This is a genomic window from Vulcanococcus limneticus LL (genome assembly GCF_943369875.1).
Taxonomy (GTDB): Bacteria; Cyanobacteriota; Cyanobacteriia; order PCC-6307; family Cyanobiaceae; genus Vulcanococcus; species Vulcanococcus limneticus_A.
Map to the genome: position 1 here is coordinate 96,678 of NZ_CALROT020000009.1, position 14,412 is coordinate 111,089.

A 14,412-nucleotide genomic window follows, 5' to 3' on the forward strand; every position below is an offset into this window, starting at 1 on the left:
TGGCACCCACCGGGGCCTCTGCCTTTTGGCAGTTGCGCCCGCAGCGACTTCGCACGGAGGCTGATCCGGTTGCCCATCCCGCACGCCTGCATGCTCCCCTGGCTCCTGGCCGCCGTCACCCTGGCGGCCGTCGTGCTCACGGCTCCCGCCCTGGGGCGTCACCTGTTCGAGGTGTTCGACGACCAGCCCCAGCCCGCCTGGGACCGCTGGCTGAACCCGGTGGAATCGGCACTGCTGCGCTGGATCGGTGAAGCCGGCCGCAGCGCGGAAAGCACCCGCTCCTATCTGCAACCGCTGCTGATCAGCAATGGCCTGTTCGGGCTCCTGGCCCTCACGCTGCTGCTGCTGCAACCGGGCTGGCTCAACCCGCTCGGATTCACAGGTCTGCCCTGGGATCTGGCCCTGCACACCACGATCTCCTTTCTCACCAACACCGATCAGCAGCACCTGATCCCGGAGCAGAGCCTGGGGAACCTGGCCCAGCTGGGGGCCATGCAGTTCCTGATGTTCGTGTCGGCGGCCACGGGGTTGGCGGTGGGTTTCGCCGTGATCCGCGGCTTCAGTGGCCGGCCACTGGGCAACTTCTACCGCGACCTGCTGCGCTCCCTCACCCGGGTGCTGATCCCCGGCTCCCTGCTGCTGGCCCTGTTCCTGCTGGTGAGCGGCGTGCCGATGACCCTGGCCCCACCGCTGGAGATCACCACCCTGGAGGGGGGTCGGCAGTGGCTGCCCCGCGGCCCGATCGCCCTGTTCGAGGCCATCAAGCAGCTCGGCGAGAACGGGGGCGGCTTCCTCAGCGCCAACTCCGCCCACCCCTATGAAAACCCCACCCTGCTCACCAACCTGGTGAGCACCTGGGCGATGTTGCTCATCCCGGCGGCCACGCTGGATGCCTTCGGGCGCTTTGTGGGCAACCGGCGCCAGAGCAACCTGCTGCTGGTTCTAGTCGTGAGCCTGATGGTGATCGGCGCCGGGGTGGCCATGGCGGCCGAGCAGGCCGGCAACCCGCTGCTCTCCACCTGGATCAGCGGCGGCAACCTGCAGGGCAAGGAACTGCGGTTCGGACCCGCCCTCACCGGCTTCTGGACGGTGGTGAGCACCGGCACGATGACCGGGGCGGCCAATGGCGCCATCGACGCGGCGATGCCGCTGACGATCCTCACGGCCCTGTTCAACCTGTTCCTGCAGGTGGTGTTCGGCGGCCAAGGCACCGGCATGGCCTACCTGCTGGTGTTCGCCCTGCTGGCGGTGTTCCTCACCGGCCTGATGGTGGGCCGCACGCCGGAATTCCTGGGCCGCAAGGTGGAGAAGCCCCAGGTGGTGTGGGCCAGCCTCGTGCTGTTGATCCACCCGCTGTTCGTGCTGCTTCCCGCGGCCCTCACCCTGGCGGGGGGAACAGCCCTGGCGGGCCTCACCACCCCCGACTCCCACGGCATCAGCCAGGTGGTCTACGAGTACGCCTCGGCGGCCGCCAACAACGGCAGCGGCCTGGAGGGCCTGACGGATGGCACGCCGTGGTGGAACCTCACCACCAGCCTCAGCCTGCTCGGCGGCCGCTACCTGCCGATCGCGGCCCTGCTGGCCCTGGCCGATGGCTTCCGCCGCAAGCCGGCCCTCGAACCCAGCCCCGGCAGCCTGCGCACCGACACCGGCCTGTTCACCGGCGTCACCGCGGTGGTGCTGGTGATCCTCGGGGCCCTCACCTTCTTCCCGGTGCTGGCCCTCGGGCCCATCGCCGAAGCCCTCACCCTGGCGTCCTGACATGCCCACTTCAACGCGTGTGCTGTTTCCCCGCATGCCCCGGGGACCCCGCCAGGAGCGGCGCTATCTGGAACGCCCCCGCCAGCAGGGCCTGGTGCAGCGCGCGGTGGTGGAGGCGTTCCGCAAGCTCGACCCCCGCCAGGCGGTGGGCAATCCGGTGATGTTCGTGGTGTGGTGCGGCACCGCCCTGTGCCTGGCCCTCACCCTGGAGCCCCGGCTCCTCGATGCCCAGGCCGGAGACCGCGAGCGGGGCTTCAACGCCCTGATCAGCCTCACCCTGCTGGCCACCCTGCTGTTCGCCAACTTCGCCGAGGCGCTGGCCGAAGGTCGGGGCAAGGCCCAGGCCGATGCCCTGCGCCGCACCCAGGCGCGCACCCAGGCCCGGCGTCAGGCGGCCGATGGCTCCATCGAACTGGTGGATTCCTCGGATCTGCGCCGGGGCGATCTGGTGCTGGTGCAGGGCGGCGATGTGATTCCCGCCGACGGCGAGGTGATCGCCGGGGTGGCGTCGGTGGATGAGTCGGCGATCACCGGCGAATCGGCTCCGGTGCTCAAGGAGGCCGGCTCGGATGTGGCCGGCTCGGTGACCGGCGGCACCCGCATCCTCTCCGACCAGCTCACCCTGCGCATCAGCGCCGATCCGGGCAAGGGCTTCATCGATCGCATGATCGCCCTGGTGGAGGGGGCGGAGCGCAGCAAGACGCCCAACGAGATCGCACTCACCGTGCTGCTGGCGGTGCTCACCCAGGTCTTCCTGATCGCCGTCGCCACCCTGTCGCCGGTGGCGGACATCCTCCAGGTGGCCCCCTCGGTGGTGACCCTGGTGGCCCTGCTGGTGGCCTTGATTCCCACCACGATCGGTGGCCTGCTGAGTGCCATCGGCATCGCCGGCATGGACCGGGTGGCCCAGTTCAACGTGATCGCCACCTCGGGGCGGGCCGTGGAAGCCTGCGGCGATGTGAACACCCTGGTGCTCGACAAGACCGGCACGATCACCCTGGGCAACCGGCTCGCCGAGGAGCTTCTGCCCGTGGGCGGCCACAGCGTGGCGGAGCTGGCCGAGGCCGCCCTGGGGGCCAGTTGCTTCGACCAGACGCCGGAGGGGCGCTCGATCGTGCGGCTGGCCCAGAAACTCGGCGCCGTCCTGCCCCTGGAGCCAGACACCGCCAGCGGCATCGACTTCTCGGCCCGCACCCGCATGAGCGGCTCCGACACCGCGGAGGGCATCGAGTTCCGCAAGGGGGCCGTGGACGCGATCAAGGGGTTTGTGCGCTCCCGCGGCGGCCAGGTGCCCGATCAGCTCGACCAGTGCTTCGAGCAGGTGTCGCGGCTGGGGGGCACCCCCCTGGCGGTGTGCCGCGGGGCGGAGGTGTTCGGGGTGATTTACCTCAAGGACATCATCAAACCCGGCATTCGCGAGCGTTTCGAGCAGCTGCGGCGCATGGGGATCCGTACCGTGATGCTCACCGGCGACAACCCGATCACCGCCGGCGTGATCGCCCGCGAAGCCGGGGTGGATGACTTCATCGCCGAGGCCACACCGGAAGACAAGATCGCCGTGATTCAGCAGGAGCAGAAGCTCGGCAAGCTGGTGGCGATGACCGGTGACGGCTCCAACGACGCCCCGGCCCTGGCCCAGGCCAACGTGGGGGTGGCCATGAATTCGGGCACCCAGGCGGCCAAGGAGGCGGCCAACATGGTGGACCTCGACAGCGATCCCACCAAGCTGATCGACATCGTGACGATCGGCAAACAACTGCTGATCACCCGCGGTGCCCTCACCACCTTTTCGATCGCCAACGACATCGCCAAGTACTTCGCGATCCTGCCGGCCCTGTTCGCCGGGGTGGGCCTGGAGGCCCTGAATGTGATGCGGCTGGCCTCACCCCAGTCGGCGATTCTCTCGGCGATGGTGTTCAACGCGCTGATCATTCCGACCCTGGTTCCCCTGGCCCTGAAGGGCGTGAAGTTCCGGCCCCTAAGCGCCGAACAGCTGTTGCGACGCAATCTGCTGGTGTACGGCGCCGGTGGGGTTGTGGCGCCCTTTGTGGGGATCAAGCTGATCGATCTGGCCATCGGGGCCCTGCGTCTGATCTGAACCCTTCGCCACCGCACTGACCCCCATGGCCCGTTTCCTGCACATCCGCTTCTGGCTGCCGCTGCTGCTCGTGGCCGGCACCCTCCTGCTCGCGCCCCTGTTCCGCAGCAGCCAGCCCCCCCTGCAGAGCCACGCCCTGGCCCTGCTGCTCTGCGGCACCGCCGCCCTCTCGGCCTACCTGTTCGCCGTGATCGCCCAACCGGAGAAGTTCTGATGTCCTTCACTGCCCAACTGCTGCGGGGGCTGCGCGTCACCCTGCTGCTCTGGCTGCTCACCGTGGTGGTGGTCACGCTGCCGATGCTCGCCCTGGCGCGGCTGGTGGCCCCGGATGCCGCCAGCGGCAGCCTGCTCCGCAGGGGCGATCAGGTGGTGGGCGCGCGCCTGATCGGCCAGAGCTTCCGCTCCAACCGCTACCTGCAGGGCCGGCCAGCTGGTGCGCCCAACCTGGCCGCCTCCAATCCAGCCCTGGCGGCCCGGGTGGGCGATGCCGCCAGCCGGTGGCAGAGGGCTGGGGTGCTGCAGCCTGCCGCCGATCTGCTGCTGGATTCCGCCTCCGGCGTGGATCCCCACATCAGCCTGGAGGCCGCGCGGCAGCAGCTGCCGCGCCTGGCCCGCGAACGTCAGCTACCCGTCCAGGAGCTGGAGCGCCTGCTGCGACAGCACCAGGAAGGGCCCCTGCGGCTGCAGGCGGTGGAGCCGGTGGTGAACGTGCTCAGCTTCAATCTGGCCCTCGATGCACGGCGAGCCCCGTGATCCGCTCCACCCACCGGCGCGGCCGCCACAAGGTGTTCATCGGCATGGCCCCCGGGGTGGGCAAGACCTGCCGCATGCTCCAGGAGGGCAAGGAGATGCTGCGGGAAGGCACCGATGTGGTGGTGGGCCTGCTGGAAACCCATGGCCGCCTGGAGACCGCCAGGCAGGCCGAGGGACTGGAGCAGATCCCGCGCAAACAGGTGCGCTACCAGGATGTGAACCTGGAGGAGATGGATGTGGGGGCGGTGCTGGCCCGCCGGCCCCAGCTGGTGCTGGTGGATGAACTCGCCCACACCAACGTGCCGGGCAGCGAACGGGAGAAGCGCTGGCAGGATGTGGAGATGCTGCTGCTCTCCGGCCTGGATGTGTACTCCACGCTGAACATCCAGCACCTGGAAAGTCTCAACGACCTGGTGGCGGAACTCACCGGCGTGGTGGTGCGTGAACGCATCCCCAACCGCGTGCTCGAACTCGCCGATGAGGTGGTGCTCGTCGATGTGACGCCGGAAACCCTGCAGGAACGCCTCAAGGAGGGGAAGGTCTATGCCCCTGAAAAGGTGGGCCAGGCCCTCACCAACTTCTTTCAACGCCGCCATCTCGTGGCCCTGCGCGAGCTGTCGCTGCGGGAAGTGGCGGATCGGGTGGAAAACGACATTCTTCCCTCGCTCACGCCGCTGCGGGAGCGGGTGATGGTGTGCCTGGCGAATTACCACACCAGCAAGCGTCTGCTGCGACGGGCCGCCCGCCTCGCCGCCGCCATGGACGCGCCGCTGCTGGCCCTCACGGTGCAGGATCCCAACCGCTTCCTCAGCCGTGAGGAGTCGCTGATTCAGGAGGAATGCCGCCAGCTCTGCGACGACGTGGGCGGCACCTTCCTGCGGGAGGAAAGCGCGGAGATCCTGCCCACCATCGCCCGGGTGGCGCAGGAGAGGCGCATCACCCAGATCGTGCTGGGCCAGACCATGCGCTCCCGCTTCAAGGCCCTGCTGCGTCGGCCCCTCTCCGAGCGCCTGCAGCACCAGTTGCGCGGCCTCAGCATCGACCTGCACCTGATCTCGGAGGGCCTGCCGGCCCAGCCGTCCATCGACTCAGCGCCGTGAGGGGAACGCCCCCACCGATCGCCCTGGTCTGGGGGCTCTGGTTGCTGATTCTGCTGCTGGAGCTGGCGACACCCCCGAGTGTTGTGCTGGGCATCCTCTACGTGGTGCCGCTCCTGCTGGGGGCGTCCCAGCGCTCGAAGGCCCAGGCCTGGCGCTTTCTGCTCGTCAGCTGCGCGGCTACCCTGGCGAATGTGCTGGTGCCGCTGCCGGTCCAGCACAACATCGTGCCGGTGCTGGTGGATCGCCTGCTGGTGTGCCTGGCCCTCCTGGTCACCACCGTCCTGATGCTCAACAACCAGACCCTCCAGCGGCAGCGCGTCGCCCTGGAGGTCGACCTCGCCCAGGCACAGCTGCGGGGCGAGGTGATCGCCACCCTCGCCCACGACCTCAAGACCCCCGTGCTTGGCACCCTGGCCTCCCTCGCGATGCTGGAGAACGGGGTGGTGGTGGACGCCATCCGCAGCAGCCAGCAGCGCTGTCTGCGCCTGATCAACGACCTGCTGGAGGTGTTCCGGGCTGAACAGGAGGGGCTGCAGCCGCAACGGCAACCCTGCGACCTGCTCGCCATCGCCCAGGAGGCGATGGGCACCGTGGAGCCGATCGCGGCCCAACGGCAGATCGCCCTGGTGCTGCGTCAGCCCCAGACGGGCTCCGGCCGGATGACGCTGACCGGCGATCCCTCCCTGCTGCTCCGCCTGATCGAGAACCTGCTGCTCAATGCCGTGCATCACAGCCTGCGGGGTCAGCGGGTGTGGCTGCAGCTGAGCGGTGAGCCGGATGGCTGGCAGGTGGAGGTGCGCGACGGTGGGGCCGGCTTCCCGCCCGAGGATCTGCCCAGGCTCTTCCAGCGCTTCGGGCAGACCGGCACCGGGTCCCGCGGCACCGGCCTGGGGCTGTACCTCTGCCGACTGATCAGTGAGGCCCACGGCGGCAGCATCCGTGCCAGCAATTGCCCCGGCGGCGGTGCCAGGGTTGTGGTGCAGCTGCCGGAGCTGGAGGCCTGAGCGTGCACCTGCTGCTGATCGAGGACGACCAGGCCTATCAGCTGGCCATGGCCGGCCATCTGCGCCAGCTGCCGGCGGTGGATCAGGTGAGCGTGGCCAGCGATGGCGAAGAAGGCCTCGCCCTGTTGCAGCAGCGGGTGGATCTGGTGCTCCTGGATCTGGTGTTGCCGGGGATGGGTGGACTGCCCACGTGCCGCCAGATCACCTCCAGTGGGGCCACCCCGGTGCTGATCCTCACCAGCCAGGACGATCCCCAGTGGGTGCAAGAGATCTGGCAGGCGGGCGCCCGGGGCTACCTGCACAAGGAGCGGGCCTTCGCGCAGGTGGAGCTGGCCCTGGCGTCCCTGGAGGCTGGCGCCAGCTGGTGGGATCAGACGGCCACGGCTGTGCTGTCCCAGGTCAGCCCCGAGCGCGGCACCGCGCCTGCCTGGAGAGACGAAGCCCTCCATCGGCTCACCCAGCGGGAGCGGGATGTGCTGGCCTGCATCGCCGATGGCGATGACAACCGAACCATTGGCCAACGGCTGGGCATCGGGGAAGGCACCGTTCGCAGCCACGTGCATGTGCTGCTCCAGAAACTGCAGGTGACCAACCGCACCCAGGCCGCCCTGTTCTGGCTGGGGCAGGTCCCGCTGAAGACCCACCCGAGCCAGATCCCGACAGAACCGTCGTGACGCAGGAGCTGCAGGCATCCCTCAGGGATTGGTGTGCCGATGGCCAGGCCAGTGGGTTGCCGTGCTGCAGGCCCTCACCGGTCGGCTGGGCGGGAGGGTGCGCCGCGGCGATCACAGCCGCCACGGTTCACCCAGGAGCGTTCAGTGCCCTGGACCGACAGCCGCTCCGATCCCACCGATGTGTTGTGGACTACCAGCTCGCCCGCCGCTCTTGGCACACCTCCAGACGCTGTCTACGGTCAGCGGGCCACCGTTGGGCCGCCCGTCGATCGCCATGAGCAGCGTTTCCCTTGACCATGAGGATCTGACGGACGATCTGCGCCGGATCCGGCTGGGTGGCCGACTGGACATGGTGGGGGTCGGCGAGATCGACCTGCGCTTCACCACCCTGGCGGCGAGCAAGCCGGTGGCCGTGCTGGTCGATCTCAGCGGGGTGTCGTTCCTGGCCTCCGTCGGACTGCGCTGCATCATCCACAGCGCCAAGGCGCTGGACATGAAGGGCGGCCGCATGGCCCTGCTGGTGGGGGACAACGCGCTGGTGCAGAGCACGCTGGAGACCGTCGGCATTGCCGACATCATCCCGGTGTTCTCCGATGAGGCGGCGGCTCTGGACTCCCTGGGATCAGGAGCCCTCTGAGGTAATGACGGCGCCTTCCCCGCCCGGCAGCCTGTCGCTGGAGATCCAGGCGGATCCCCAGGAGTTCCGTCGCGCCTCCTCCTGGCTGCGGCAGAGCGGTGCGGCCCTGGCCGTTCCAGAGGCCCAGATCGACCGGCTCGAGCTCTGCCTCAACGAGGTCCTGGCCAACCTCGTGGAACACGGCGGAGCGGCGACGGCCCAGCATCCGATCCAGCTGCAGCTGGAGGCCGTCCAACCGACCGATGGCTGCGGCGCCCAGCTCGTGGTGTCCGATCGGGGGGAGCCCTTCGACTCCGGCCAGGCCAGCGTCAAGCCCATCCCAGGCAGCCTGGATGAAGCCTCCCCCGGCGGCCTTGGCCTGCGCCTGGTGAAGGCTTTCAGCGATGCCATGGCCTACCGCTGCCTGGAGGACCGCAACGAGCTCAGAATCGCGATGCATTGGACCCCAGGATCCTGAGCGCCGACGCTGCGGTCACCCAGGCCAGCCCAAGACATCCCCAGGGCTATGGCTGGATCCCCCTCTTCCGGGAGGTGGATGAGGCGTTGCTGGTGCGGCTGCTCAGCCGCTGCGAGGTGCGGCGGCTCAGCGCCGGCACCGATCTGCTGCGGCCAGGGCAACCCAACGACAGCCTCTATATCCTGCTCAAGGGCGAGCTGATGGTGTATCTCTCAGCCGAAATCAGGCTGGGCGAAGGCATTGCGATCCAGCCGGGACACTGCATCGGCGAGTATTCCGCCATCGATCGACTGCCGGTGTCGGCCCTGGTGCGCTGCGAAGGGGAAGCGGAGGTGCTGCACCTGAGCGGTCCGTTCTTCTGGAAGCGGCTGGTGCCCCTGCCGGGGGTGGCCCGCAACATGATGCGGGGGCTCACGGAACGGGCCCGCACCACCAACCAGCTGGCGCTCAGCAACCTGCGCGAGCGGCTCGAACTGGAGCATCTGCGCAAGGAGCTCGACCTGGCCCGGCAGCTCCAGGCCAGCATGTTGCCCCTGCGCCATCCCCTCTTCCCCCACCGCCCCGACCTGGATGTGTGCGCACGGGTGGAACCGGCGACGAGCGTGGGTGGCGACTTCTTTGACAGCTTCCTCACCGCCGATGGCCGGCTGTTCGTCTGCATCGGCGATGTGTCGGGCCATGGAATCGGCGCGGCCCTGCTGATGGCGCGCACGATCGGGCTGATGCGCAGCCTGGCGATGGTCGCCACCGCCCCGGAGGCCGTGCTGGAGCAGCTGAACGGCTTCCTCTGCGAGGGCAATGACACCTGTCTGTTCGCCACCCTGTTCTGCGGCTACCTGGAACCGAGCAGTGGAACCTTCACCTACTCCAATGCCGGCCATCTGCCTCCCCTGCTGATCCAGGACGGTCGCTGCACGGAGCTCCCCCTGCCCCGCGGTCTGCTGGCCGGCGTCGCCCCCCGCGCCACCTACCGGGCGCAGACCGTGCAGCTGAACCCCGGCGATCTGCTGTTCGCCTACACCGATGGCCTCAGCGAGGCGGAAAATGCCGAGGGCGAGCCCTTCGGCATCGAGCCGTGCCACAACCTGCTCATCCAGAGGAGGGAGGCGCCGCTGCCGGAGATCCTGGATGGCGTGCGCGAGGCGCTCACCACCTACAGCGGCAGTGGCACCCTCGAGGACGACTGCACCCTGCTGCTGTTGCGGCGGCCCGCCGTTGCGCCTGGCGATGGCGGGAGCAGTCCCGGTCGTGCTTAGGTGGAGGGGCTCCCCGCAGCACCCTTGATGAGTGAAGCCTTTGCGCGCTTCCACCCCAACCCTGGATGGACCGCCCAAGCCAACCAACCGCAAGTCGCCATCACCGATACCGTCGGCAAACACTGCATCCTTGAGCTCTACGGCTGTGACCATGCCAGGCTCAACGACGAAGACTTTCTCCGATCCGCCATCACGAACGCTGCGCTGCGTGCTGGCGCGACCCTTCTCAATCTGATCACCCACAGGTTTGAACCGCAGGGGGTGACGGGGCTGGCTTTACTGGCTGAATCCCATATCTCGATCCACACATGGCCGGAGTCTGGCTATGCGGCCGTGGATGTCTTCACCTGTGGTGACCACACCATGCCGGAGAGCGCCTGCCAGGTGCTGGTGGAGGAATTGAAGGCCCACAGCCATCTGCTCAAGAGCTTCCGCAGGGAAACCCCCAGCCAGATTGCCGAAACGGAGCGCGAACCCTGCGGACTGACGTAGGCCAAACGGGAGAGATAAGGGCTCTGCGGCAGAGGCTCACACCGATGTCGCATCCCGCACACTCTCAAACAGGTCGATATCCCAGGCCACCAGGTCGCGGCGGATCGCCTCGACGCGGGCACTGGGAAGCAGGCGGGCCAGGTCTTCGCCGGTGATAACACCGTGCAATTGGCCGCCATCCTCGTGCACAAACGCCATGGCATGCCAGGCCAGGATGGCGGCTCCCACAGCGGTGGGGTAGGAGATGTAGGTGGCGCCGGCATAGGGGCTGTGCAGCAGCCCCTTGTAGCGCAGGTAGCTGAAGCCGATGGTCTCGATGGTTTTCTGGCGGTCGCTTCTGACCTGCTCCGTGTAGCGGATTTCGGCGGCGGCCGCAAAGTGGGCCCGGCGGATCACGCCATTGCGGAGGTATTCTTCAATGCGGCGTGGCTTGTTCATGCCCGGCAGAATCGCCCGCACCATCGCCTCCACGGTCAGCTCGCTCTGCTGCGGCAGGGTGCGCTTGGAGAGCAGATTCAGCTTGAAGAGCGCCTTGACCAACTCCACTTCAGAGCCACCCGTATACACCCCGATCGATTCAATTTCCGGGAACGACCGGTGCAGGGACAGCAGTTCTTCCTGGTAGAGGGGATACTGGCGCGTTGTCGACACCTCACCCGGAAAGGTGTGATCACGGGCCGCGCTGAACGGCTCCAGGATCTGCAGGCGCCCTTCGCGCAACAGCCTGGGGCGTGCGGCCAGCTCCTCCAGGGCCACCAGGGGAGACCAGGAGAACACAATCTCATCGGCGTCGATATCCTCCAGCAGGAAGAGGTCAACACTCTCGATCTTGAGATCACGGCGCCGCGCCGCGCGCAGCTGATGCAGCCGCAGACCGATCAGGAAGTTCGTGACTCCCGGAGAGATGCCGAAGTTGATCAGGGCCGCACAACCACGCTCGCGGTAGGCCTGATCAAAGCCGTATTGGGAAAAGGTATGGGTGCGCTCCGTCTCAGCGTCGTACATATCCGAGGCCAGATCCAGCACGTTGGCACCGAGATGCAGCCCCAGCTTCAACAGCGGTTGGTTGAAGCGTGGATGGGCCGCATTGACCAGAACATCGGCACCCTGCAGATGGGCCAGCTGGCCCTCCGATCCTGCCAACAGGGCCTCGAAGTCGGAAGCCTGAACGAACGCGATGCGGTCAAACAACCACTCCGCATGGAACAGGGCCTCACGGGCCAGTTCCGGCTCCAGCACAACCACCACGAAGCGGATGGGGACACCGTCGCGCTCGGCCAGCTCCGCCAGGCAGATCAACATCGACGAGCCCACGGCACCGAGCCCGAAGAAGGCCACGGTGAGGGGATCGGCTGCCTCCCATGCCCTGGACATCGCCATCGTGGTTCAGGCCGTCAGACCCATCCTCCCCTGGTCTTGCCTTCCCGTGCCAGCCGCACCGGGCAAAACGCTTGCCCTCCCCTGGGGCTGGCCATGGCCAGGATGGAGATAACCAGCCGGCCTGGCCCCATGTCGATCCAGTCGTCCCCCTCCGGTCCGCCCTGGCAGGAGGCGGAGCCCTGCCGTCAGTGCGCTGCGTCCACGGGGCGGCCGTCCTGCTGCTGCTGGGCTGCCTGACGGGATTGCCATTCTGATGTCGCGGCGATGAACCGCCTCGGCCCCAGGTCGGCCACGGCCCGGCCTGCAATCGCCCGATCGGGGAGCAGGATCAGCATCCCCTGGATCCCCCGTCCCAGCCCTGACCGCACCGACACCGCCCCTGCTGATCCGCCCCTTCGAGCCCGCCGACTGGCCGGCGGTATGGGTCCTGTTGGAGCCGGTGTTCCGCGCCGGTGAGACGTTTCCCCACGACCCGGCGATCACGGAGGCCCAGGCCCGCCTGCTGTGGATTGAGCAGACCCAGGCGGTGATGGTGGCCGTGGACGCCGATGCCGTCGTGGTGGGCACCTATTACCTGAAGCCCAATACCCTGGCGCTTGGTGCCCATGTGGCCAATGCCGGCTACGTGGTGGCCGAACAGGCCCGCCGCCAGGGGATCGGCAGCCGCCTCTGCCAACACTCCCTGCAGGAGGCCCGCCAACTGGGCTTCCGCCTGATGCAGTTCAACCTGGTGGTGAGCACCAACACCGCCGGCATCCGCTGCTGGCGGCAGAACGGCTTTCAGATCGTCGGCACCCTGCCCGGGGCGTTCCGGCACCGGCAGCTGGGCTACGTCGATGCCCTGGTGATGGTGCAGAGCCTGGTGGAGGGGCCCCTGGCCCCGTGACGCCCCGGCTGGTGCGATGGGATCTCAGGCAGGGTCTGGAGCGATGGCTGGCGACGACGGGCTTCCGATGCCGCTGGCGCGGTCGGTGACCATCCAGCGGAAGGGACGCCGCCGCGCGGGAATCACCTCTGCGCCGTCCACCAGCCCCTCACAGCCAGCATGTCCCTCAGCCTCCCGCTGCCTGCCTGGGGTCAGCGAGATCCACCAGGACAACCGAGGCCTGAAACCCATTGCCCTGCGGTGGATCAGCAGGGATCGGGGACCCGCTGGGATCAGCCCAGTGAGGCTGGTTCGGGCTGGGAACGGAGGGGGTGGGATTCGAACCCACGGAAGGTTTCCCTTCGCCGGTTTTCAAGACCACGGAGTAGACCGTAGGAAGCCTTACTGGGACTGGGTTCCTCGATGTGGCGCGAAGCCGCTTGACCGTTTCTTGACCACGTTGAGATCGGATGCCTGTCAAAGCTTCAAAGCCAACGCCAGGCATCCGCCTTCAGATCAACAGCAACGGGCAAGCCGAACACGGATGACCCTGGGATACATGCCGTGGAACACTTGGTCCGGGCGGAAGGCGGGGACCAGCTGCTGGAACTCCTGGAGCAGGGCGAGCTCTCGCTCCGCGGGGTCGCGGTAGGGGGCTCGCGTGAGGATGCGGGCCCGGCGCACCAGGCGGTTGAAGCTGGCGTCCATCACCCCGTGCAGGCGGGTGATGGCGTCGTCCTCGAGGGAGCGGAGGCGCTGGTTGTAGCGCTCCAGGAGGTTCACGGGGTCGGGGCGTCCTCGGGGGGAGCGGATGCTGCGGCCCGGGCGGCACGGCGCTCGGCCTTGCGCTGCTCGGCCTTGGCGGCCCGCTCAGCCATCACCCTGGCGCGGTTCGCCCGGAACTGGCGGATGGTCTCAGGGTCGCTAACTGCAACGGTGGCGGGGAGGTCCCTGTAGTCAGGATCGAAGTCCGAAAGGATGAGGCCCTTGCGGATCCAGCCGGGCAGCCAGGAGGGGATGGTCATGGAGTCTATTGCAGAAGGTATCCCCTGTCTCAATCTCTCGTGGAATGAGAAGTGTCGACAGATTTAGAGGCTGCGGCCTTCCATAGAGACATGGAAAAGCCTTGGGGCCCGAAATCGCAACAATAAGCTGTGCCGTAATGCAGCCGCCATGCGGCGACCATCCGCATCACGAATGACCTGCAAGCGCTTACTTTGCCATTCGACTGCAGTTGAGGATGCAGGCAAATGTAGTTAGTCACTTGACTGGTAGATTGAGACATCCACATGTGAAGCTCCACTGAGGCGCCAGAAGTGGAGCCTGATCCAGCCGTCCTCGGGGGGAATGGGGGCCACCTTCATGCAGGGCGGAGGCGGGGCTTGCCGCCGTGGCCATTGCGGGCCCGGTTGGTGGAGGCGTCCTCCAGGGTGGTGCCCCCCGAGGACGTGTGGCTGATGTCCGGGCCACCCTTGCCAGCGATGCCGCGGCGCCGGCGTTCGCGGTTGAGCTCAGCCTGCCTGCGGCGTTCTTCGGGCCGGTGCCGGCGACATGGACCATGTCGTACCGATGCCTGTAGAGCTCCCCTGCTGCCGGTTACCTGTGATCCGGTGACCCACCTTGCGGAAGCGGGCCAGGGTTATCACGTCGATGTGAATCAGGTCACCAGGCGGCTCCAACTCGTACCGCTGCACTGGCGGCTTGGGCTCCAGGTTCCTCAGTCAACCCAGACCCAGACGGCTGAGGGGCCTGGCGACGGTGGAGAAGGGAGCCCGCAGGAGCCGGGCAATATGCCGGAGGTGCAGCCGCTGATGACGAAGATCCACGGCCTGCTGCAACTGCTGCGGATCGAGCGTCCGCTGCTGGGTACGGCGCACGCTGCGTCGATCAGCCAGAGAGGTTGGCCCCCCTGATCGATACCGGGCCAGCCTGCGC

The 14,412-nt window shown here is 67.8% G+C and carries 16 protein-coding genes; 13 read left to right on the forward strand and 3 right to left on the reverse strand.

Features of this window, described 5'->3' with window-relative positions; translation table 11 throughout:
* The first annotated feature begins 90 nt into the window (after window positions 1-90).
* From kdpA to speD, 11 genes are all read left to right on the forward strand, one after another.
* Window positions 91-1,761 (forward strand): potassium-transporting ATPase subunit KdpA, encoded by a 1,671-nt coding sequence (gene kdpA, locus ACLV7J_RS11275; protein ID WP_411869190.1) that lies wholly within the window; start codon window positions 91-93, stop codon window positions 1,759-1,761.
* Window position 1,762: 1 nt separating this feature from the next.
* Complete coding sequence (gene kdpB, locus ACLV7J_RS11280; protein ID WP_411869191.1) at window positions 1,763-3,859, forward strand: potassium-transporting ATPase subunit KdpB; 2,097 nt, start codon at window positions 1,763-1,765, stop codon at window positions 3,857-3,859.
* Window positions 3,860-3,884: 25 nt separating this feature from the next.
* Entirely contained in the window at window positions 3,885-4,073 is a 189-nt protein-coding gene (locus ACLV7J_RS11285) for a potassium-transporting ATPase subunit F (protein ID WP_094592021.1), read from the forward strand.
* The gene (locus ACLV7J_RS11290) at window positions 4,073-4,612 is read left to right on the forward strand and encodes a potassium-transporting ATPase subunit C (protein WP_411869192.1); all 540 of its coding nucleotides are present in this window, start codon (window positions 4,073-4,075) and stop codon (window positions 4,610-4,612) included. Before ACLV7J_RS11285 ends, ACLV7J_RS11290 begins: the two co-directional genes overlap by 1 nt.
* A complete protein-coding gene (locus tag ACLV7J_RS11295) occupies window positions 4,609-5,712 on the forward strand; it encodes a universal stress protein (protein WP_411869193.1) in 1,104 nt (367 codons plus the stop codon). The genes ACLV7J_RS11290 and ACLV7J_RS11295 overlap by 4 nt, the downstream gene beginning before the upstream one ends.
* A complete protein-coding gene (locus ACLV7J_RS11300; RefSeq protein ID WP_411869194.1) occupies window positions 5,709-6,716 on the forward strand; it encodes a sensor histidine kinase in 1,008 nt (335 codons plus the stop codon). The genes ACLV7J_RS11295 and ACLV7J_RS11300 overlap by 4 nt, the downstream gene beginning before the upstream one ends.
* 2 nt (window positions 6,717-6,718) lie before the next feature.
* On the forward strand, window positions 6,719-7,390 hold the full coding sequence (locus ACLV7J_RS11305; RefSeq protein ID WP_411869195.1) for a response regulator: 672 nt from the start codon (window positions 6,719-6,721) through the stop codon (window positions 7,388-7,390).
* Between the two features lie 274 nt (window positions 7,391-7,664).
* Complete coding sequence (locus tag ACLV7J_RS11310; protein WP_411869196.1) at window positions 7,665-8,027, forward strand: STAS domain-containing protein; 363 nt, start codon at window positions 7,665-7,667, stop codon at window positions 8,025-8,027.
* A gap of 4 nt (window positions 8,028-8,031) precedes the next feature.
* Window positions 8,032-8,484 (forward strand): ATP-binding protein, encoded by a 453-nt coding sequence (locus ACLV7J_RS11315; RefSeq protein ID WP_411869197.1) that lies wholly within the window; start codon window positions 8,032-8,034, stop codon window positions 8,482-8,484.
* Window positions 8,466-9,740, forward strand: a complete 1,275-nt coding sequence (locus tag ACLV7J_RS11320; protein WP_411869198.1) for a PP2C family protein-serine/threonine phosphatase — start codon at window positions 8,466-8,468, stop codon at window positions 9,738-9,740. Before ACLV7J_RS11315 ends, ACLV7J_RS11320 begins: the two co-directional genes overlap by 19 nt.
* A 27-nt stretch (window positions 9,741-9,767) precedes the next feature.
* A complete protein-coding gene (gene speD / locus ACLV7J_RS11325; protein ID WP_411869199.1) occupies window positions 9,768-10,232 on the forward strand; it encodes an adenosylmethionine decarboxylase in 465 nt (154 codons plus the stop codon).
* Between the two features lie 36 nt (window positions 10,233-10,268).
* Here the strand turns inward: speD and ACLV7J_RS11330 are convergent, their stop codons facing one another.
* The gene (locus tag ACLV7J_RS11330; protein ID WP_411869200.1) at window positions 10,269-11,570 is read right to left on the reverse strand and encodes a hypothetical protein; all 1,302 of its coding nucleotides are present in this window, start codon (window positions 11,568-11,570) and stop codon (window positions 10,269-10,271) included.
* Between the two features lie 427 nt (window positions 11,571-11,997).
* Between ACLV7J_RS11330 and ACLV7J_RS11335 the strand changes: the two genes are divergently transcribed.
* The gene (locus ACLV7J_RS11335; protein WP_411869264.1) at window positions 11,998-12,498 is read left to right on the forward strand and encodes an N-acetyltransferase family protein; all 501 of its coding nucleotides are present in this window, start codon (window positions 11,998-12,000) and stop codon (window positions 12,496-12,498) included.
* 495 nt (window positions 12,499-12,993) lie between these two features.
* On the opposite strand, the gene ACLV7J_RS11340 is transcribed toward ACLV7J_RS11335, so the two are convergent.
* Both ACLV7J_RS11340 and ACLV7J_RS11345 read right to left on the reverse strand, forming a co-directional pair.
* The gene (locus ACLV7J_RS11340) at window positions 12,994-13,260 is read right to left on the reverse strand and encodes a hypothetical protein (protein WP_411869201.1); all 267 of its coding nucleotides are present in this window, start codon (window positions 13,258-13,260) and stop codon (window positions 12,994-12,996) included.
* Window positions 13,257-13,502, reverse strand: coding sequence for a hypothetical protein (locus ACLV7J_RS11345; RefSeq protein WP_411869202.1), 246 nt, complete (start codon window positions 13,500-13,502; stop codon window positions 13,257-13,259). Before ACLV7J_RS11345 ends, ACLV7J_RS11340 begins: the two co-directional genes overlap by 4 nt.
* Window positions 13,503-14,087: 585 nt before the next feature.
* Here ACLV7J_RS11345 and ACLV7J_RS11350 point away from each other — a divergent pair.
* Entirely contained in the window at window positions 14,088-14,390 is a 303-nt protein-coding gene (locus ACLV7J_RS11350; RefSeq protein ID WP_411869203.1) for a hypothetical protein, read from the forward strand.
* Window positions 14,391-14,412 lie beyond the last annotated feature (22 nt).

Coding starts and splice junctions, on each gene's coding strand:
- kdpA (WP_411869190.1), top strand. CDS start 91: ATGCTCCCCTGGCTCCTGGCCGCCGTCACCCTGGCGGCCGTCGTGCTC.
- kdpB (WP_411869191.1), top strand. CDS start 1,763: ATGCCCACTTCAACGCGTGTGCTGTTTCCCCGCATGCCCCGGGGACCC.
- ACLV7J_RS11285 (WP_094592021.1), top strand. CDS start 3,885: ATGGCCCGTTTCCTGCACATCCGCTTCTGGCTGCCGCTGCTGCTCGTG.
- ACLV7J_RS11290 (WP_411869192.1), top strand. CDS start 4,073: ATGTCCTTCACTGCCCAACTGCTGCGGGGGCTGCGCGTCACCCTGCTG.
- ACLV7J_RS11310 (WP_411869196.1), top strand. CDS start 7,665: ATGAGCAGCGTTTCCCTTGACCATGAGGATCTGACGGACGATCTGCGC.
- ACLV7J_RS11315 (WP_411869197.1), top strand. CDS start 8,032: ATGACGGCGCCTTCCCCGCCCGGCAGCCTGTCGCTGGAGATCCAGGCG.
- speD (WP_411869199.1), top strand. CDS start 9,768: ATGAGTGAAGCCTTTGCGCGCTTCCACCCCAACCCTGGATGGACCGCC.
- ACLV7J_RS11345 (WP_411869202.1), bottom strand. CDS start 13,502: ATGACCATCCCCTCCTGGCTGCCCGGCTGGATCCGCAAGGGCCTCATC.